Origin of the sequence: Rheinheimera sp., assembly GCF_965283995.1 — a bacterium.
Classification (GTDB): Bacteria; Pseudomonadota; Gammaproteobacteria; order Enterobacterales; family Alteromonadaceae; genus Pararheinheimera.
This window is the reverse complement of sequence record NZ_CBDIQG010000001.1, coordinates 1801997-1821246: the sequence shown is the minus strand read 5'-3', so window position 1 is coordinate 1821246 and position 19250 is coordinate 1801997. Positions and strand designations below refer to the sequence as shown.

The following is a 19250-nucleotide window of genomic DNA, read 5'->3' as shown; positions in this document are numbered from 1 at the left end:
GACAGGGACCGCGCTCAGGCGTCCGCTGTCAGGATCCGCTCAATAGTGTCATCTGATCGCAAGGTCAGAATTTCACAACCCGTGTCCGTCACGACAATCGTGTGCTCGAACTGAGCGGATAAACTACGATCTTTCGTTACAACCGTCCAGCCGTCTTTCAGTAATTTACTGTGACGTTCGCCGGCATTGACCATAGGTTCAACGGTTAGACACATGCCAGTTTTCAGCACATCACCGGTATTGGGCCGGCCGTAGTGCAACACTTGCGGGTCTTCATGGAAGATTTCGCCAATGCCGTGACCACAATATTCGCGCACGATCGAATAGTTATGCTTCTCGGCATGGACCTGGATCACATGGCCAATATCGCCGAGGCGCGCGCCGTTTTTGACCTTTTTCAGGCCAAGATACAAACATTCCTGCGTGACGCGGATCAGCCGTTCGGCCAGAATGCTTGGTTTGCCGACGACGAACATTTTGGATGTGTCGCCATGAAAGCCGTCTTTAATCACGGTGATGTCGATGTTGACGATATCGCCGTCTTTTAACGCTTTGTCATCCGCCGGAATACCGTGGCAAATCACGTGGTTGACAGAAGTACAAATTGATTTTGGAAAACCGTGGTAATTCAGCGGGGCAGGGATGGTCTTTTGCACATTGACCATATAGTCGTGGCAAATCCGGTCGAGTTCGCCGGTAGTGATACCCGGTTTCACATGCGGTTCGATCATTTCCAGCACTTCTGCCGCCAGACGGCCTGCAATGCGCATTTTTTCGATTTGTTCCGGGGTTTTGATCGTCGCGGCCATGGGGTGCTCTCTGCTGTAAAACTACACAATTCGTTGTGTTTACGGGGCGCCTATGGTATAAAGCGCGCCGCAATTTGGCAAATAAAGCCGACGAAATTCTGAAAAGAGCCGTCAGCGTCAATATTGCAAACCCAAACTTAAGTTAAACAACACACATACATCGTCACATAAGCCGGGGTGCTGAAGCTCGCTTCAGTCGGATCTATGGGATGTATGGAGGCCTAACCCCCCTTTAAGGAATTACTCAAATGGCTAAAGTTTCAATGCGCGATATGCTCCAGGCGGGCGTACATTTCGGTCACCAAACTCGTTACTGGAATCCAAAAATGAAGCCTTTCATTTTCGGCGCCCGTAACCGCGTTCATATCATCAACCTGGAAAAAACTGTTCCAATGATGAATGACGCACTGACTTTCATCCAGTCAGTGGCTGCGAAGAAAGGCAAAATCCTGTTCGTTGGTACCAAACGCGCTGCCTCTGAAGCAATCAAAGATGCTGCTAAACAAGCTGACCAGTACTATGTTAACCACCGCTGGTTAGGCGGTATGCTGACTAACTGGAAAACTGTTCGTCAGTCCATCAAGCGTTTAAAAGACCTGGAATCTCAGAGCCAGGACGGTACTTTCGACAAGCTGACCAAAAAAGAAGCGCTGGATCGTACCCGTGAAATGGAAAAACTGGAAAAGAGCTTAGGCGGTATCAAAGATATGGGCGGTCTGCCAGACGCTCTGTTCGTGATCGATGCTGACCATGAACACATCGCGATCAAAGAAGCCAACAACCTGGGTATCCCAGTGGTTTCTATCGTTGATACAAACTCTGATCCAAAAGGTGTTGATTTTGTTATCCCAGGTAACGATGACGCGATCCGCGCTATCCAGCTGTACCTGAGTGCCGTAAATGCTGCTATCGCAGAAGGCCGTGATAAAAACATCGAAGTTCAGGCTGAAGCCGACAACTTCGTTGCAGCTGAGTAATACAGCTGTATGGGGTCTGTCATCAGATTGACCCCATTCACCTTTTAATCTGACAGGGGCTTCGCCCCTGTTTGTCTAACCCGATTGAAACGAGGAATTCCCCATGGCCGTAACTGCCGGTATGGTTAAAGAATTACGCGAGCGCACTGGCGCTGGCATGATGGACTGCAAAAAAGCTTTAGAAGAAACCAACGGTGATATCGAAGGCGCAATTGAATTAATGCGTAAAAACGGTCAGGCCAAAGCTGCCAAGAAAGCTGGTCGGATCGCTGCAGAAGGTACTGTGCTGACTCGCGTTGGTAACGGTTACGCTGCTGCAATTGAATTCAACTGCGAAACAGATTTCGTTGCACGCGATGTTAACTTCCTGGCATTTGCTAACGCAGCTGCAGATCTGGCGCACGCCAACCAGCTGTTCACTGTGGAAGCGTTAAGCGCTGCCTCTTTGGGCGAAGCGACTGTTGAAGAAGCTCGCGCGACACTGGTTGCTAAAATCGGTGAAAACATCAATATCCGTCGCATCTCTGTAGTTCAGGGTGACGTGATCGGTCAGTACACGCACTCAGGCCGTATCGGCGTGTTAGTAGTACTGGAAGGCGGTAACGAAGACGTAGCAAAAGATGTTGCTATGCATGTTGCTGCAAACAACCCATCTTTCCTGACTCCAGACTCAGTTCCGGCTGATGTTGTGGCAAAAGAACAGGAAATCCAGATCGAAATCGCTATCAACAGCGGTAAGCCAAAAGAAATCGCTGAGAAGATGGTTGCTGGCCGGATGACTAAGTTCACTGGCGAAGTATCACTGACTGGTCAGCCATTCGTGAAAGACCCAGCTATTACTACAGGCGATTTCCTGAAGCAAAACGGCGCGAAAGCAGTCAGCTTCATCCGTCTGGAAGTAGGCGAAGGCATCGAGAAGCAGGAAACTGACTTCGCAGCTGAAGTTGCTGCTCAAATCGCTGCAGCGAAGAAATAATCGCGCTTCAGCATGACGCTGAAACCGACTACACTAACCGCGACTGGCTTGCCAGCCGCGGTTTTTTTTAAGTGAAACCTGTGGAAACTGCAGTCTTTCTGCCAGTACCGCCTCAGCAGTTTCATTGCATTCTATGTTTTTAACTGACCAGCATGATGGGGATCCTATGAGCATCAATCCAAAACCTACCTATAGAAGAATCCTGTTAAAACTCAGTGGTGAAGCCCTGATGGGCGATGAAGGCTTTGGTATTGATCCCAAAGTGCTGGACCGGATGGCCGCCGAAATCAAAGAGCTGGTCGAGCTTGGGATCCAGGTGGGTATCGTGATTGGCGGTGGTAACATTTTCCGTGGTGAAGGTCTGGCGAAGGCCGGGATGAACCGCGTAGTCGGCGATCATATGGGCATGTTGGCAACCGTGATGAATGGTCTCGCCATGCGTGACGCGCTGCACCGTGCTTTTGTTAACGCTCGTCTGATGAGTGCATTCCCGCTGAATGGTGTTTGTGACAACTACAGCTGGGCCGAAGCGATCAGCCTGCTGAAATCCGGCCGCGTGGTGATTTTCTCTGCCGGCACCGGTAATCCATTTTTCACCACAGATTCTGCAGCCTGTTTACGTGGCATCGAAATCGAAGCGGATGCTGTGTTAAAGGCGACAAAAGTAGACGGCGTTTATTCCGCCGATCCGGTAAAAGATCCAACGGCAACTTTATACGCCAGCCTGACTTATGATGAAGTTCTGTCAAAAGAGTTAAAAGTCATGGACTTAGCTGCGTTCACATTAGCGCGTGACCACAATCTGCAAATCCGTGTGTTTAACATGAATAAACCAGGCGCACTGAAGCGCGTGACGATGGGCGAAGCGGAAGGTACAGTGATCGACCACGCTGAAAATTTACAGTAAACTACCGGCACTTTTTTCGAGCCGACAGTACGCGAAGGAACAACCAAGTGATTAACGATATTCTGCAAGACAGCAAAACCCGGATGGATAAAAGCGTAGATGCGCTGAAAAACCAGCTGTCGAAAATCCGGACCGGCCGCGCTCACCCGAGCCTGCTTGATGGTATTCACGTGTCTTATTACGGTGTGGATACGCCGCTGCGTCAATGTGCCAACGTCTCTGCTGAAGACTCCCGCACGCTGATGATCACAGTATTTGATCGCTCGATGATCCAGGCTGTGGAAAAAGCGATTATGCAATCTGATTTAGGCTTAAACCCAATCGGTGCCGGCACCAGCATCCGGGTGCCGTTACCGGCGCTGACGGAAGAGCGTCGTCGTGATCTGGTTAAAGTAGTACGTGCTGAAGCCGAAGGCGCACGCGTTGCGGTGCGCAATATCCGTCGTGACGCCAACGCTGATTTTAAAGCGTTACAAAAAGACAAAGAAATCAGTGAAGACGATGAACGCCGCGCCGCGGAAGAAACGCAAAAGCTGACCGACCTGTTCATCAAAAAGATTGATGAAGTTCTGGCAGCAAAAGAAAAGGAACTCATGGAAGTCTGATGACTGTCCATGGCTGATGGAAAGCGCCGTGCAGACCCCTTCGCGGCGCTTTTTTGTTGATAAAAACAGCATTCAATGCGGATATTTCGACGGATGACTATTACAAGCTCGACGATGGATCAGGCGCTGCCCCGGCATGTCGGCATTATTATGGACGGCAATGGCCGTTGGGCAGAACGACAAGGCAAACCCCGGGTATGGGGCCACAAAAAAGGCGTGGACGCGGTGCGTCGCGCGGTGAGTTTTTGCCGTCGGCTGAACATTCCTTCGTTAACTCTGTTTGCATTTAGCAGCGAAAACTGGCGCCGGCCGGAAGACGAAGTCAGTAGTCTGATGGAACTGTTTATGTTTGTGCTGCAAAAAGAGATCAAGCTGCTGCACAAGAATCAGGTCCGGTTGAATATCATCGGTGATTTGTCGCGTTTCAGCACAAAATTACAAGCCAAAATCGCCGAAGCGCAAGCGCTGACTGCCGGTAATACCGGTTTAACGCTGAATGTGGCGGCAAACTATGGCGGACGTTGGGATATTGCTCAGGCGGCGCAGCAGCTTGCGCTGCAAGTAGCCGCTGGAACCCTAAAGCCTGACGAGATCAACGAACAGCTACTTGCCAGCCATATCCAGATGCACGACCAGCCTGAACTGGATTTGATGATCCGCACTGGTGGTGACATCCGCATCAGCAATTTTTTGCTATGGCAGGCTGCCTATGCGGAGCTGCTTTTTATTGATACCTTATGGCCTGATTTTGATGATCAGGTATTTGCCGATGCTATCGCCAGTTTTGTCAGCCGCGAACGACGTTTCGGCTGTACCGGCGCGCAGATCCGCGAGCTGGCAGCGGCAACTGGACAAGGATAATAGATTTGTTTAAACAACGGGTGATCACAGCTTTAGTGCTGGCTCCGCTTGCGCTGGGGGCGGTGTTTTATTTACCGCCGATCGGCTTTGCTATCTTTCTGGCAACGGCTTTTGCAGTGGCAGCCTGGGAATGGGCCGGTTTTTGTGGCTGGCATACCAGTAGCAGCAAAACCGCTTTTACCACGCTGATTGCAGTGCTGTATGGCGCCGTCTATCTGGTGACACCAGCAGCTCTACACTGGCCGGTGCAGACGAATTATACCGTGCAGGCCGTGTTATGGTTGGGCGTGATCTGGTGGTTGCTGGCTGTGTTGCTGGTGCTGAGCTTTCGCGTTTCCCAACGTTTCTGGGCAGGCAGCCAGCCTGTCAAAGCATTGATGGGTGTGCTGACCCTGGTGCCTAGTTTCACTGCGATTTTGTTAGTGCGTCAGGTTAATTTCGAGCAATCCAGCTTTACCGGCGCCTGGCTGATTTGTCTGATGTTGGGTCTGGTCTGGGCGGCAGACATTGGCGGTTACGTCATCGGTAAACCATTTGGGAAACACAAACTGATGCCCGATGTCAGTCCTGGCAAAACCCTGGAAGGTTTTGCCGGTGGCCTGCTGTTTGTATTGCTGCTGGTCGGCGTCGTTGCTGCAGGTCAGGGCTGGCCTGAACAAACCGGTTTATGGTTTGCTGCCGCAGTGATCCTGACATTGTTATCAGTGTTTGGTGATCTGTCTGAAAGTATGTTTAAACGTGTTGCAGGTCTCAAGGACAGTGGCAGCATTTTTCCAGGTCATGGTGGCATGTTAGACCGGATTGACAGTCTGACCGCCACTGCACCGCTGTTCGCAATTTTTGTTGCTATGTTTGGTGGTTTTTAATGCCAAAACAAGTAGTAGTGCTGGGCGCGACCGGCTCTATTGGCTGCAGTACGCTGGATGTGATAGCACAACATCCTGATTTGTATCAGGTGCTGGCACTGACAGGCGGTAAACGTCTGGATGTGTTGTTCACCCAATGTGTGCAGTTCCGGCCCAGATATGCGGCACTAAGTGATGCCGCCGATGCCGCTGAACTACAGCAGCAACTGCAGCAAGCAGGTTTGACGACTGAAGTTGTCGCAGGTGCCGACGCACTGGCAGAACTGGCAGCGCATCCGGATGCTGATGTGGTCATGGCTGCGATTGTTGGTGCTGCAGGCCTGCTGCCAACCCTGGCCGCAGTAAAAGCCGGCAAAACCGTGCTACTAGCCAACAAAGAAGCATTGGTCATGAGCGGCGAGTTGTTTATCCGCGCAGTACAACAACATGGCGCGACGTTGCTGCCGATCGACAGTGAACATAATGCAATTTTTCAATGTTTGCCCGCAGCGTTGCAGCAACATTGTTATCAGAGTGAACTTCAAACCGCGGGTATCGCCAAAATTCTGCTAACCGGCAGTGGCGGGCCATTTCGCCAGACGCCGCTGAATGCCTTTGACCAGATCACGCCGGAACAGGCTGTGGCCCATCCCAATTGGAATATGGGCAAAAAAATCTCGGTCGATAGCGCGACGATGATGAATAAAGGCCTGGAATTTATCGAGGCGCGTTGGTTATTCAACTGCGCTGTCAGCGATATTCAAGTGGTGATTCATCCGCAAAGCATCATTCACTCGATGGTGCAATATACTGACGGTTCGGTGTTGGCGCAGCTCGGTAATCCGGATATGCGTACACCGATCGCCCATGCTCTGGCGTTTCCTGCGCGGATCGCGTCCAATGTTAAACCGCTGAATTTCTTCGAAGTGCCGGCTTTTACTTTTGAACAGCCGGATGCTGCACGCTATCCATGTCTATATCTGGCGCAACAAGCCTGTGCGGCGGGCCAGGGCGCGACCACAGCGCTCAATGCTGCCAACGAAATCGCGGTCGATGCATTTTTAAACCGGCAGATCCGTTTTCCGCAAATAGCCGCGCTGAATGCTCAGGTACTGGCACATTTTGCAGCTAGCAAGGTGTCTGATCTTGAAGAAATTTTATGGCTGGACGGTCAGGCCCGTGCCTATTCGCTGAAGTTATTAAAGGATTGGTCCTGATGTTTGATTTTCTGTGGAACCTGCTGAGTTTTGTCGTAGCGCTTGGTCTGCTGGTTACTGTGCATGAATATGGTCATTTTTGGGTCGCGCGTAAAAACGGCATTCTGGTGCAACGGTTTTCGATTGGTTTTGGCAAAACACTGTTTAGCTGGCGTGATCGCCATGGCACCGAGTTCGTGATCGCGGCGATTCCATTAGGCGGTTATGTCCGGATGCTCGATGGCCGGGTCGACCCGGTGTTACCGCAGTATGCTGATCAGGCGTTCGACAGCAAGACAGTGCCACAACGGATGGCTGTCATTGCGGCAGGTCCCGCCGCCAATTTCCTGTTTGCCATTTTTGCGCTGATGTTGATGTACCTGATTGGCGTGCCAAGCCTGCGTCCGGTTGTTGCAGAGGTCACACCGGATTCGATCGCGGCCAGAGCCTATCTGCCGAACCAGCAAATTATTGCCGTCAATGGTGAAAGCGTGCAGGACTGGCAAGGCGTGCAACTGTTGCTGCTGGAGCAAATTGGCCGTGACAGCGTCACGCTGACGATGGCGGATGACAGTAACAGCCCTGGCGCAGATGTGCGGCTGGATTTAACCAGTTGGCAATTTGATCCTGAACGGGACTCGGTCTTTGGCAGCCTCGGTATGGTGCCGGTACAAGCGAAACCGCTGTTAGATGTAGGTTCAGTGCAGCCGGATAGTCCGGCCGCCGCGGCAGGGTTGCAGCTGAATGACAAATTGCAGGTCTTAGACGGCGTGGCGCTGACCGACTGGGCCAGTATGGTCAAAATCATCCAGAATAATCCGGGCAAAGCACTGTCGTTGCTGGTTGAACGGGATGGTCAACCTGTGACATTGACAGTGACCCCTGCATCGCAACTGACCGCAGATGGTTTTCATCAGGGCTTCCTCGGCGTGTCACCAAAGGTGCAGCCGGTTGACCCTCAGTACATTCAACAGGTGCAATATGGGCCGATAGAAGCGGTTTGGCAGGGCATACAAAAGACCTGGCAACTGGTGCGGCTGAGTTTTTCGATGGTGGGGAAGCTGCTGTTAGGTGACGTTTCCGTGAAACATTTAAGTGGCCCAATCTCCATTGCACAAGGTGCCGGTAGCAGTGCAGACCTTGGCCTGATTGCCTTCCTGTCCTTTCTGGCGCTGATTAGCGTCAATCTGGGGGTGGTAAATTTACTGCCGCTGCCTATTTTGGACGGCGGTCATTTAATGTATCTTGTCGTTGAACTAATACGCGGCAGGCCGGTCTCTGAGAAAGCGCAGGAGACAGGTTTTAAAATCGGAGCCTTCGTTCTGCTGATGTTAATGGGAATTGCGCTGCTCAACGATATTTCTCGTTTGTAATAACTAATCAAAAGTAGTCCAAAACAATGACAATTAAACGATTAGTAGCTGCGATGTGGCTGGCCTCTGCCAGCGCGTCGGTGCTCGCTGAACAATCATTTACTGTACAAGATATTCAGGTGGAAGGCTTACAACGCGTCGCTTTAGGTGCAGCCCTGAATAATCTGCCGTTTAACATCGGCGACACTGTTACAGAATACACTTTATCTAAAAGTATCAAAACGTTGTACGCAGCTGGCCATTTTGATGAGATTACAGTGCTGCGCGATGGCAATGCCATCATTTACCGCGTCAAAGAACGTCCAACCATTAACGCGGTGGAGTTCGACGGCAACAAAGACATCAAAGAAGAACAGTTACAGGAAAGTCTGACCAACCAGAAGATCATCGTCGGTGAACAGCTGGACAAGACAATTATCCGTGAACTGGAAAACGGTTTGACCGAATTCTTCCATGGTGTCGGTAAATACAATGCCAAAGTTGAGATCAAACTGACTTATCTGCCGCGTAACCGCGTCAATCTGAAACTGGAATTTAAAGAAGGCGATGCCGCCTCCGTCCGTCAGATCAATATCGTCGGTAACGAATTGTTCAGCGACGAAGAGATCATGAAAGATATCGAGTCGATGGTCGATTTGCCGTGGTGGCGTTTTATGTCATCCGACCGCTACCAGAAAGATACGTTAAAAGGCGATTTGGAAAAGATCCGCAGTTATTATCTGGACCGTGGTTACCTGCGGTTTGATATTGAAGCCAATACTGTTGCGGTCAGCCCGGATAAAAATTCCGTGTATGTCACTTTGCAAGTCAAAGAGGGCGTGCAATACAACATCAAAGGCATTGAGTTTGTCGGCGACCTGATTGGTCAGGATGAGCTGATTAAGGCCATGCTGCCGTTAAAAGACGGTCAGTTGTATAACGGCGCTTTGGTTACTTATACCGAAGAGAGCATTGCTAAGTTTCTGGCCAGCTTCGGCTATGCCAATTCTAAAGTGCGGACCAGCACCAATATTAACGATGACACCAAAGAAGTGGCGTTGTCGATTAACGTTGACCCGGGTAAGCGCGTCTACGTCAACCGCATTTCTGTGACCGGCAATTCAGCAACGAAAGACGAAGTCATTCGTCGTGAAATGCGCCAGATGGAAGGTTCGTGGCTGTCAAATGACCGGCTGGAAATGTCGAAGTTGTTTATCCAACGTTTGCCGTATATCGAAAAGGTTGAGTTTGAAACCAAAGATGTACCAGGTGTGGACGACAAAGTCGATGTGACGTTCAAGATCAAAGAACGGCCGTCAGGCAGCTTTAATGCCGGCGTGTCCTTTGGTAGTTATCAGGGCCTGGCGTTCCAGTTCGGCGTTGAGCAACAAAGCTTCCTCGGTAGCGGTAATTCAGCCGGCATCAGCTTCAACACCAATAAATATCAGAAGTCGGTCAACCTGTCATTTACCGATCCGTACTTCACCCTCGATGGCGTCAGCCTCGGTGGCTCGGTGTTTTATTCTGACTTCGACGGTAGCCGTGCGGGTCTTGAAGCCTACAACCAGAAGAGCTACGGCACTGGTGTTAACTTCGGCTATCCGCTCAATGATTTTAACCGACTGAATTTTGGCGCCAACGTGGTGTGGAACGAGATCAACTCGATCCAGGAATTTGACCAAATCCGCCATTTCCGTGGTGTTTTGATTGATTCAGCAAACCCGGATGCAGCTTACAAGTTCACTAACTATGAACTGTTAGCCGGTTGGGTCATGAGTACGTTAAACCGCGGGACTTTCCCAACCGACGGTACTTACCTGGGTGCCAACATCAAGGTGACGACGCCTAATTCGGATTTAACTTACTTCAAAACCAACTTCGAGGCGCGGCATTATATTCCGCTGAGCAGCGATCACGGCTGGTCATTCCTCAGCAAGCTGGAACTGGGTTACGGCAACGGCTACGGCGATAACAATGGTTACGACCATACTTTACCGTTTAACGACAGTTTCTATGCCGGTGGTCAGAACTTCCGTGGTTTTGAAAACCGCGTTATCGGTCCACGTGCAGTCTATCGTTACGTCAATGCGATCCCGGGTTTACCAGATCCATTTAACGGCACTTCTAGCGGGGGGCTGCCAAACTCGGCGAAATATGATACTTATCAGGTATCCCGCCGGTCATTCGGTGGTAACGCAATGGCGATTGGTACGCTGGAACTCATCACGCCAACGCCGTTCCTGAAAGAAGATTATGCCAACTCAGTGCGCACCAGTTTGTTTGTCGATGCGGGTAACGTCTGGGACACTGAATTTGACATTAACCGGTACACAGGTCTGACCCAGTCACTGGATTCGTCCTACTACCAGCCTGGTTTGCTGGATTATTCAGATGCAGGTATGATGCGCGCTTCAGCCGGTCTGACTGTGCAATGGATCTCGCCAATGGGCCCGTTAACCTTTAGTCTCGCGAAGATCCTGCGCAAATACGAAGGTGACGAGCAAGAGAACTTCAGTTTCAACATTGGTACTACATTCTAAAAATTAATTTGAGGTAATAGGAAACATGTTTAAGTCAGCTTTTTCTAAAACAGCACTGTTAGTTGCCGGTGTGATGATGGCCGGTGCTGTGTCTGCCAAAGAAATGAAAATTGGTTTTGTTGATGTGCGTGAAGTGTTCTCACAACTGCCACAAGCCGCCAAACTGCAAGAAACGATGAAAGCCGAATTTGGTGGCAAAATCGCTGAAGTGCAAAAACTGGAAAAAGACATCGCATTCAACGTTGAAAAATTCAAACGTGATGGCTCAACCATGAGCGACGAGCAAAAGAAAAAACTGCAGGAAGATATCGGTAAACAACAGCAACAGTATGAGCAACTGGCTCGTCCGCTGGGTGAACAAATCCGTGCTCGTGAAACTGAAGAGCGCAACAAACTGCAAGCTCTGATCAAATCTGCTATCGATCAAATCGCAGCAAAAGACCAGTACGACCTGGTGCTGAATGCTGAAGCTGCTGTATATGCCAAGCCAGAGTACAACATCTCTGCTGCTGTGGTTGCTCAGGTCAGCAAAGCGAAATAATGCCAGCATTTAGCCTGCATGAATTAGCTCAGCTGCTCTCAGCTGAGCTGCACGGAGACGGCGCTGAAATCATCAGCGCCGTTGCCACATTAGAAAATGCCGTCCAGGGTCAGATCACCTTTCTGTCCAACAGCAAATATCGCAAATATCTGCAGCAAACGCAGGCATCGGTCGTGCTGATTAGTGCTGCCGAACTGGAGTATTGCCCGGTCGCGGCATTAGTGGTGCCCGATCCTTACGTCGCTTTTGCCAAAGTCGCCCAATTACTCGACAACACCCCCCGTGCTGCTACTGCGATAGCACCAACGGCGCAGATTGATCCGACCGCGCAGCTGGGTATTGATGTTGCTATTGGCCATCATGCGGTAATTAGTGCCGGTGTGGTGATCGGCGATGGCGTGCAAATTGGCGCCGGCTGTTTTATCGGTGAAGGTGCAATCATCGGTGCCGGCAGTAAGATTTGGCCGAATGTCAGTATTTATCATCGGGTTCGTTTAGGCGCTGACTGTATCGTGCATAGCGGTGCCGTATTGGGTGCCGATGGCTTTGGTTTTGCCAATCAACGCGGCAACTGGCTGAAGATCCCGCAGGTTGGCACCGTCATTATTGGCGATCGCTGTGAGATCGGCGCCAGCACCACGATAGACCGCGGCGCGCTGGAAGATACTGTTATAGGCACCAACTGTATCATCGACAATCAGGTTCAAATCGCACACAACGTGCAGATCGGTGATCATACCGCCATTGCTGGCTGTACTGTGGTCGCTGGCAGTACTAAGATTGGCAAATACTGCATCATTGGCGGCGCCTGTGCCATCAATGGGCATATGGAGATCTGTGATGGTGTGCAGATCACCGGCATGTCGATGATTATTAAATCCATCACCGAAAAAGGTATCTACTCTTCGGGGATGCCAGCGGCCACCAATCTGGAATGGCGCAAAAACAGTGCCCGTTACCGGCAGCTGGATCAGATGTATCAGCGTTTACGCGAACTGGAGCAGCAAGTCGCTGCCCTGACGCCGTCAGCCGGCCCGAACGCGTCTTAAACGCCGGGCGGCAACGCTTCTTTTCAGACAGAGGAATCATTTTGGCTAATTCATTAAACACACTGGACATCCAGGAAATCATGGCGTTATTGCCGCACCGTTATCCGTTTCTGCTGATTGATCGGGTGCTGGATTATGTGCCGGGTGAGAGCCTGACCGCAGTGAAAAATGTCACAATCAACGAGCCAATTTTCACCGGCCACTTCCCGAATTTGCCAATTTTTCCAGGCGTGTTGATCCTCGAAGCGATGGCGCAGGCGACTGGTTTGCTTGGTTTTAAGACCGTCAGCGAGCGCAAAGAAAACGAATTGTATCTGTTTGCCGGTGTGGATGAAGCGCGGTTTAAAAAGCCGGTTGTACCGGGTGACCAGCTGATCCTCGAAGTGAAGTTTTTGGTTGAAAAACGCAACATCTGGAAATTTTACGCTGAAGCCAAAGTCGACGGTCAAATCGTTTGCTCAGCTCAGATTATGTGTGCCAGAAGAGAGCTTTAATATGATCCATCCAAGTGCGGTGATTGAAGCCGGTGCCCGCATTGGCGCCAATGTAAAAGTCGGCCCGTTTTGTTACATCGGCGCCGACGTTGAGATCGGTGATAATTGTATCCTCGAATCTCATGTGGTGATTAAAGGCCCGAGCCGTATCGGCACTGGCAACCACTTCTTCCAGTTCTGCAGTATCGGTGAAGCTTGCCAGGATAAAAAGTACCGCAACGAACCGACACAGCTGATCATTGGCAATGACAACGTATTTCGTGAAAACTGCACCGTGCATCGCGGCACGGTGCAGGACAAAGGCATTACCCAAATCGGTAGCCGTGGTCTGTATATGAACAGCAGCCACGTTGCGCATGACTGTGTGATTGGTGATGACGTAATTTTTGCCAGCGGCGCTCAGGCGGCGGGCCACGTGCATATCGGCAATTGGGCGATTCTTGGCGGTATGAGCGGTATTCACCAGTTTTGCCATATCGGCGCGCACGCTTTTATTGGCGGCGGCTCTATTGTGGTCAAAGACGTGCCGCCTTATGTGATGGCTCATGGCTCGCACGCAGTGCCACACGGCATTAACAGCGAAGGTTTAAAACGCCGTGGTTTTACCTCAGAAGTGATTCTGGAGATCCGCCGCGCATATAAAGTGCTGTACCGTCAGGGCCTGACAGTGCCGGAAGCACTGGCTGAGTTAAACGCTAAAGCCGCAGAGTTGCCTGATTTAAAAGCCTTCACTGATTTTATTGAAAACGCATCACGCGGCATCGTCCGCTGATGGTGGCGCCGGACTGCCCAGCTGCAGCTCCGGCAATCACCTGCTTCTTGTTTCAGGATGAACTCCTTGTTGAAAACGCCTCTTCGTATCGGTCTGATCGCCGGTGAACATTCCGGTGACATTCTTGGCGCTGACCTCATCCGTGCGTTAAAACAGCGCTATCCGGATGCTGAATTTTATGGCATCGGCGGTGAGCGTATGCGTGCGCAGGGCTTCCATGCTGTGTTTGATATGGAAGAACTGGCGGTGATGGGCATCGTTGAAGTGCTGGGCCGTCTGCCGCGCTTACTGCAGGTGCGCCGTGAGATCCTGGCGCATTTCAGCGTGCACCGGCCTGATGTTTTTATTGGCATCGATGCACCGGATTTTAACCTGCCGGTTGAACTGAAACTGAAACAAGCTGGCATCAAGACGATTCAGTATGTCAGCCCGTCGGTTTGGGCCTGGCGGCAAAAACGCATCTTTAAAATCGAAAAAGCGACCCATCTGGTGCTGGCGTTGTTGCCGTTTGAAAAAGCCTTTTATGATAAATTTCAGGTACCTTGCGCTTTTGTCGGTCATACCCTGGCTGATCAGATGCCGATTGTGCCGGATAAGACTGCGGCGAAAACTGCGCTGGGCTTTGCCGCCGGGCGACCATTACTGGCACTGATGCCCGGTAGCCGCACCAACGAAATCAAACTGCTGGCGCCGGATTTTTTCCGCGCTGCGGCCGCGTTGCAGCAACAGCAGCCCGATCTGCTGCTGGTCTGTAACATGGTCACGGCACAAAAAGCCGAGCTTTATCAGAAAATTAAAGCCGAAGTCGCGCCAGAATTGGACGTGACCCTGTTGATTGGTCAGGCACGTGACGTGTTGACCGCTGCCGATGCGGTCTACATTGCCTCCGGCACTGCGACGCTGGAGGCAATGCTGGCCAAAACGCCGATGGTGGTGGCATATAAAACCAACTGGCTGACTTTTCAAATTGCCCGACGCATGGTCAAACTGACGCATTTCAGTCTGCCAAACCTGCTGGCAGGGAAAGGACTGGTACCGGAGCTGCTGCAAGACGCTGTTACCGTTGAGGCTTTAGTCAGTCAAATGCAGCCGCTACTTGGCGCGAAAGGGCAAGATACTTATCAGGATTTTGTCGCGATCCACCAGCAGATCCGCTGTGACGCCAGCGCGACTGCTGCGCAGGCAGTAGCCGCATTACTTGAAACTTCCTCTGCAGGAACACAGCGATGAACAATGAATTTGTCCGGCCGCCCTTTACGCTGATTGCCGGTGTCGATGAAGTCGGCCGTGGTCCGTTGATTGGCGCTGTCGTGACGGCTGCCGTGATCCTCGACCCATCCAAGCCGATTGCTGGGCTGAATGACTCCAAAAAACTCAGTGAAAAGAAACGCTTATTGCTGGTTGAAGAAATTAAAGCCAAGGCTTTGAGCTGGAGTCTGGGCCGTGCTGAAGTAGAAGAAATTGACAGTCTGAATATCCTGCATGCAACGATGCTGGCGATGGAACGTGCGGTAGCCGGGTTACAGATCCAGCCTGAGTGGGTGCTGATTGACGGCAACCGCGTGCCAGACGGTTTAAAAGGCCGTGCCAGCGCGGTGGTGAAAGGTGATAGTCTGGTGCCGGAGATCAGTGCCGCGTCGATTTTAGCCAAAGTGGCGCGTGACGCCGAGATGACTGCCTTGCATCAACAGTATCCGCAGTATAATTTTGCCGGGCATAAAGGTTATCCGACCGCCGAACATCTGGCGGCGATCAAACAATTTGGTATCTTAGCCCAGCACCGCCGCAGTTTCCGGCCGGTGCGTGAGCTGTTATAACCACAGGCCAATAGCCGTGGCGGAGTGTTGATGGAACCGATTTTTGTACATCTGCGGGTGCACAGTGATTTTTCGATGATCGATGGATTATCGAAAATCAAACCTATTGTCAGCGCAGCGAAAAAGCAGGCGATGCCGGCTTTGGCGCTGACGGACCAGATGAACATGTGTGGTTTAGTACGGTTTTATTCCACTGCGCACGACGCTGGTATCAAACCTATCGTTGGCGCCGATCTCTTCGTACAACATCCATTCTTTCCTGGCGAAGCCTGCCGGTTGTTAGTCCTTGCTGCCGACAACGAGGGCTACCAGAATCTGACGATGTTGCTGTCGAAAGCTTACCTGCGTGGCCATGTCGACAACAAACCGCAAATTGACCACGATTGGCTGGCTGAACATCATCAAGGCCTGATTGTGATTTCCGGTGGCAAAGAAGGTCCGCTCGGCAAAGCGCTGATCAAAGGCAATCAGGGCAGCACCGATGCGCTGGTGCAGTTTTATCAGCAGTATTTCCCGGACAGTTTTTTCCTTGAATTGATTCGCACTGGCCGGCCAGACGAAGAGATTTATATCCAGCAGGCGGTGACGCTGGCGGAAAATACTGGCTTGCCGGTCGTCGCGACCAACGAAGTGGTGTTTTTGACGCCGGATGACTTTTCTGCGCACGAGATCCGGGTCGCTATTCACGATGGCTACACCTTAGAAGATAAACGTCGACCGAAAAAATACAGTGAATCTCAGTATTTACGCTCGGCTGATGAGATGGCCGCGCTGTTTCATGATCTGCCGGAAGCACTGGCCAATTCGGTCGAAATCGCCAAACGTTGTAACGTCACCATCCGCTTGGGTGAATATTTCCTGCCGGCTTTTCCGACCGGAGGCATGTCTGACGCCGATTTTCTGGTGCTGAAATCGCGCGAAGGTCTGGAAGATCGGATGCAGATCCTGTTTCCGGACGAAACGGTCCGTGCTGAAAAACGCCAGCCTTATGATGAACGTCTGCAGATTGAACTCGACGTGATCAACCAGATGGGCTTCCCGGGTTATTTCCTCGTCGTGATGGAGTTTATCCAGTGGTCCAAGGATAACGATATTCCCGTTGGACCGGGGCGCGGCTCGGGCGCCGGCTCACTGGTCGCCTATGCACTGAAGATCACCGATCTGGATCCGCTGGAATTTGACTTACTGTTCGAGCGTTTCTTAAACCCGGAACGGGTATCAATGCCCGACTTTGACGTCGACTTCTGTATGGATCGGCGTGACGAAGTGATCGAACACGTCTCCGACATGTATGGCCGTGAAGCGGTATCGCAAATTATTACCTTCGGTACTATGGCGGCCAAAGCGGTGATCCGCGACGTTGGCCGGGTGCTGGGGCATCCATATGGTTTTGTTGATCGCATCTCTAAACTGATCCCGCCGACCCCCGGCATGACGCTGGAACAAGCCTTTATTGAAGAGCCACGGCTGCCTGAGCTGTACGCGTCTGACAGCGAAGTCAAAGATCTCATCGATATGGCGCGCCGGCTGGAAGGGGTGACGCGTAACGCCGGTAAACACGCCGGTGGCGTGGTGATCGCGCCGACAAAAATTACCGATTTTGCCCCGGTCTATTGTGACGCCGAAGGCAATAACCCGGTTACCCAGTTTGATAAAAACGACGTCGAATATGCCGGTTTAGTCAAGTTTGACTTCCTCGGCCTGCGCACCCTGACCATCCTGCAATGGGCGGTCAATATGGTGAACGACCGGCATAAGAAAACCAATCAGCCGCTGGTTGATATCAACCATATTCCGCTGGTCGATCGTAAAAGTTACGACATGCTGATGAAGGCAGAGACGACCGCAGTGTTCCAGCTGGAATCACGCGGCATGAAGGATCTGATCCGCCGGCTGCAGCCGGACTGCTTTGAAGACATGATCGCACTGGTGGCGTTGTTCCGGCCGGGTCCTTTGCAGTCCGGCATGGTGGATAACTTCATCGACCGGAAACGCGGCCGTGAAGAAATTTCTTACCCCGATGCCACCTGGCAACACGAATCGTTAAAACCAATTCTGGAACCGACCTACGGCATTATCCTGTACCAAGAGCAGGTGATGCAGATCGCGCAGGTGCTGTCGGGTTATTCGCTTGGCGGCGCCGACTTATTACGCCGCGCTATGGGTAAAAAGAAACCCGAAGAGATGGCCAAGCAGCGCGATACCTTCCAGAACGGTGCGGCGGCCAATGGCGTCGATCCAGAATTGGCGATGAAAATCTTCGATCTGGTAGAGAAGTTCGCCGGTTACGGCTTTAACAAATCGCACTCTGCCGCTTATGCGCTGGTGTCGTATCAGACACTGTGGATGAAAGCGCATTATCCGGCTGAGTTTATGGCGGCGGTGATGTCGGCGGATATGGACAATACCGACAAGATAGTGACGCTGGTTGACGAATGTGAGCATATGAAGCTCAAACTGCTGCCGCCGGATGTGAATTCGGGGCAGCATAAATTCACCGTCAACACGGATGGCCATATCGTGTATGGTATCGGTGCAATTAAAGGCGTGGGTGAAGGTCCGATCGAAGCGATTATCGAAGCGCGGGATAGTGGTGGGCCTTTCCTTGATTTGTTCGATTTTTGCCATCGCGTGGATTTAAAACGGCTTAATCGCCGGGTGATTGAAAAACTGATCCTGGCCGGTGCGATGGACAGGCTCGGTCCGCATCGCGCATCAACGATGGCGACGCTGGAAGAGGCGATGAAAGCCGCGGAACAGCAAGCCAAAGCGCAGGCGATGGGGCAAGATGATTTGTTTGGCTCTCTCGCGCCTGAGCCGGAAAACTCGCAGCATGCTTTTAAACAAGTCCCGGTATGGCCGGATGAAGTTTGGCTCGAAGGTGAACGCGAAACGCTGGGCTTGTATCTGACCGGTCACCCGATCAACCGCTATCTGGCAGAGATCCACCATTATTCGACGGCAAGGCTGGTTGACTTTACGCCGACCCGACGCGATCAGACCGTGCATGCTTGTGGCTTAGTGGTGAACGTGCGGGTTTTAATCAATAAAAAAGGCCGGCGCTGGGCTTTGGTACAACTCGACGATAAATCGGCGCGGTTAGATGTACGTTTTTTCCCCGAACAGTTCGAGAACTTCGAGCATCTGCTGCAAAAAGACAAGGTTTTGGTGGTATCAGGACAGGTCAGCTTTGATGATTTCAGCGGTGGCCTTACAATGACCGGCCGCGAGGTGGTAGAGATCACCCAGGCCAGGGAAAAATGCCTGAAACATTTGTTTGTCAGTATTGATGCTGACAAACTCAATCCGGACAAGCTGCAACAGCTGCGGCAGGTCCTGAACGAATTTAAAGCCGGAACCGTGCCGGTCAAATTACGTTATCAGCGCCCGGAAGGCGCGGTGACACTGGCACTCGGTACAGATTGGTGGATCACACCCACAGACGCTTTGTTGCATCAGTTAAAACAATTAGCAACAATACAACTTGAATTTAATTAGGTAGGTAGTGA

17 protein-coding genes are annotated in these 19250 nt (G+C 51.5%); 16 read left to right on the top strand and 1 reads right to left on the bottom strand.

Translation table 11 applies throughout. From position 1 onward, the window contains the following. Window positions 1-14: 14 nt before the first annotated feature. Window positions 15-809 (bottom strand): type I methionyl aminopeptidase, encoded by a 795-nt coding sequence (gene map, locus ACQ66Q_RS08395; protein ID WP_430456372.1) that lies wholly within the window; start codon window positions 807-809, stop codon window positions 15-17. Window positions 810-1057: 248 nt separating this feature from the next. Between map and rpsB the strand changes: the two genes are divergently transcribed. The 16 genes from rpsB to dnaE all read left to right on the top strand — a co-directional run bounded on the left by rpsB (window position 1058) and on the right by dnaE (window position 19239). Next, on the top strand, window positions 1058-1786 hold the full coding sequence (gene rpsB, locus ACQ66Q_RS08390; RefSeq protein WP_430456371.1) for a 30S ribosomal protein S2: 729 nt from the start codon (window positions 1058-1060) through the stop codon (window positions 1784-1786). Window positions 1787-1889: 103 nt separating this feature from the next. Continuing rightward, window positions 1890-2762, top strand: coding sequence for a translation elongation factor Ts (gene tsf / locus ACQ66Q_RS08385; RefSeq protein ID WP_430456370.1), 873 nt, complete (start codon window positions 1890-1892; stop codon window positions 2760-2762). 166 nt (window positions 2763-2928) lie between these two features. Then, window positions 2929-3669 carry a UMP kinase gene (pyrH, locus tag ACQ66Q_RS08380; RefSeq protein ID WP_208932338.1) on the top strand — a complete coding sequence of 247 codons (741 nt, stop codon included), beginning with the start codon at window positions 2929-2931 and terminating at the stop codon, window positions 3667-3669. An 83-nt stretch (window positions 3670-3752) separates the two neighbouring features. Continuing rightward, window positions 3753-4274 carry a ribosome recycling factor gene (frr, locus tag ACQ66Q_RS08375; RefSeq protein WP_377248479.1) on the top strand — a complete coding sequence of 174 codons (522 nt, stop codon included), beginning with the start codon at window positions 3753-3755 and terminating at the stop codon, window positions 4272-4274. A gap of 93 nt (window positions 4275-4367) precedes the next feature. Continuing rightward, window positions 4368-5135: a polyprenyl diphosphate synthase gene (uppS, locus tag ACQ66Q_RS08370; protein WP_430456369.1), complete on the top strand. Its 768-nt coding sequence runs from the start codon at window positions 4368-4370 to the stop codon at window positions 5133-5135. A 5-nt stretch (window positions 5136-5140) separates the two neighbouring features. Next, window positions 5141-6001, top strand: coding sequence for a phosphatidate cytidylyltransferase (locus ACQ66Q_RS08365; protein ID WP_430456368.1), 861 nt, complete (start codon window positions 5141-5143; stop codon window positions 5999-6001). Continuing rightward, on the top strand, window positions 6001-7197 hold the full coding sequence (ispC, locus tag ACQ66Q_RS08360; RefSeq protein ID WP_430456367.1) for a 1-deoxy-D-xylulose-5-phosphate reductoisomerase: 1197 nt from the start codon (window positions 6001-6003) through the stop codon (window positions 7195-7197). The genes ACQ66Q_RS08365 and ispC overlap by 1 nt, the downstream gene beginning before the upstream one ends. Beyond that, window positions 7197-8549: a sigma E protease regulator RseP gene (gene rseP / locus ACQ66Q_RS08355; protein ID WP_430456366.1), complete on the top strand. Its 1353-nt coding sequence runs from the start codon at window positions 7197-7199 to the stop codon at window positions 8547-8549. Before ispC ends, rseP begins: the two co-directional genes overlap by 1 nt. 26 nt (window positions 8550-8575) lie before the next feature. Then, window positions 8576-11068: an outer membrane protein assembly factor BamA gene (gene bamA / locus ACQ66Q_RS08350; RefSeq protein ID WP_430456365.1), complete on the top strand. Its 2493-nt coding sequence runs from the start codon at window positions 8576-8578 to the stop codon at window positions 11066-11068. A 25-nt stretch (window positions 11069-11093) separates the two neighbouring features. Further along, a complete protein-coding gene (locus ACQ66Q_RS08345; RefSeq protein ID WP_208932332.1) occupies window positions 11094-11609 on the top strand; it encodes an OmpH family outer membrane protein in 516 nt (171 codons plus the stop codon). Next, window positions 11609-12658, top strand: coding sequence for a UDP-3-O-(3-hydroxymyristoyl)glucosamine N-acyltransferase (gene lpxD / locus ACQ66Q_RS08340; RefSeq protein WP_430456364.1), 1050 nt, complete (start codon window positions 11609-11611; stop codon window positions 12656-12658). The genes ACQ66Q_RS08345 and lpxD overlap by 1 nt, the downstream gene beginning before the upstream one ends. Before the next feature lie 41 nt (window positions 12659-12699). Further along, the gene (fabZ, locus tag ACQ66Q_RS08335) at window positions 12700-13152 is read left to right on the top strand and encodes a 3-hydroxyacyl-ACP dehydratase FabZ (RefSeq protein ID WP_208932330.1); all 453 of its coding nucleotides are present in this window, start codon (window positions 12700-12702) and stop codon (window positions 13150-13152) included. Between the two features lies 1 nt (window position 13153). After that, window positions 13154-13924 carry an acyl-ACP--UDP-N-acetylglucosamine O-acyltransferase gene (gene lpxA, locus ACQ66Q_RS08330; RefSeq protein ID WP_430456363.1) on the top strand — a complete coding sequence of 257 codons (771 nt, stop codon included), beginning with the start codon at window positions 13154-13156 and terminating at the stop codon, window positions 13922-13924. 69 nt (window positions 13925-13993) lie between these two features. Continuing rightward, window positions 13994-15154, top strand: coding sequence for a lipid-A-disaccharide synthase (lpxB, locus tag ACQ66Q_RS08325; RefSeq protein WP_430456362.1), 1161 nt, complete (start codon window positions 13994-13996; stop codon window positions 15152-15154). Further along, window positions 15151-15741 (top strand): ribonuclease HII, encoded by a 591-nt coding sequence (rnhB, locus tag ACQ66Q_RS08320; protein WP_430456361.1) that lies wholly within the window; start codon window positions 15151-15153, stop codon window positions 15739-15741. Before lpxB ends, rnhB begins: the two co-directional genes overlap by 4 nt. 30 nt (window positions 15742-15771) lie before the next feature. After that, window positions 15772-19239 (top strand): DNA polymerase III subunit alpha, encoded by a 3468-nt coding sequence (gene dnaE / locus ACQ66Q_RS08315; RefSeq protein WP_430456360.1) that lies wholly within the window; start codon window positions 15772-15774, stop codon window positions 19237-19239. Window positions 19240-19250: the final 11 nt, after the last annotated feature.

Bases quoted from the DNA above. Each gene is read 5' to 3' on its own strand.
- dnaE (WP_430456360.1), top strand. From the start codon at position 15,772: ATGGAACCGATTTTTGTACATCTGCGGGTGCACAGTGATTTTTCGATG.
- ACQ66Q_RS08345 (WP_208932332.1), top strand. From the start codon at position 11,094: ATGTTTAAGTCAGCTTTTTCTAAAACAGCACTGTTAGTTGCCGGTGTG.
- tsf (WP_430456370.1), top strand. From the start codon at position 1,890: ATGGCCGTAACTGCCGGTATGGTTAAAGAATTACGCGAGCGCACTGGC.
- rpsB (WP_430456371.1), top strand. From the start codon at position 1,058: ATGGCTAAAGTTTCAATGCGCGATATGCTCCAGGCGGGCGTACATTTC.
- rnhB (WP_430456361.1), top strand. From the start codon at position 15,151: ATGAACAATGAATTTGTCCGGCCGCCCTTTACGCTGATTGCCGGTGTC.
- frr (WP_377248479.1), top strand. From the start codon at position 3,753: ATGGATAAAAGCGTAGATGCGCTGAAAAACCAGCTGTCGAAAATCCGG.
- map (WP_430456372.1), bottom strand. From the start codon at position 809: ATGGCCGCGACGATCAAAACCCCGGAACAAATCGAAAAAATGCGCATT.
- lpxA (WP_430456363.1), top strand. From the start codon at position 13,154: ATGATCCATCCAAGTGCGGTGATTGAAGCCGGTGCCCGCATTGGCGCC.
- rseP (WP_430456366.1), top strand. From the start codon at position 7,197: ATGTTTGATTTTCTGTGGAACCTGCTGAGTTTTGTCGTAGCGCTTGGT.
- pyrH (WP_208932338.1), top strand. From the start codon at position 2,929: ATGAGCATCAATCCAAAACCTACCTATAGAAGAATCCTGTTAAAACTC.
- ispC (WP_430456367.1), top strand. From the start codon at position 6,001: ATGCCAAAACAAGTAGTAGTGCTGGGCGCGACCGGCTCTATTGGCTGC.
- uppS (WP_430456369.1), top strand. From the start codon at position 4,368: ATGACTATTACAAGCTCGACGATGGATCAGGCGCTGCCCCGGCATGTC.
- lpxD (WP_430456364.1), top strand. From the start codon at position 11,609: ATGCCAGCATTTAGCCTGCATGAATTAGCTCAGCTGCTCTCAGCTGAG.
- bamA (WP_430456365.1), top strand. From the start codon at position 8,576: ATGACAATTAAACGATTAGTAGCTGCGATGTGGCTGGCCTCTGCCAGC.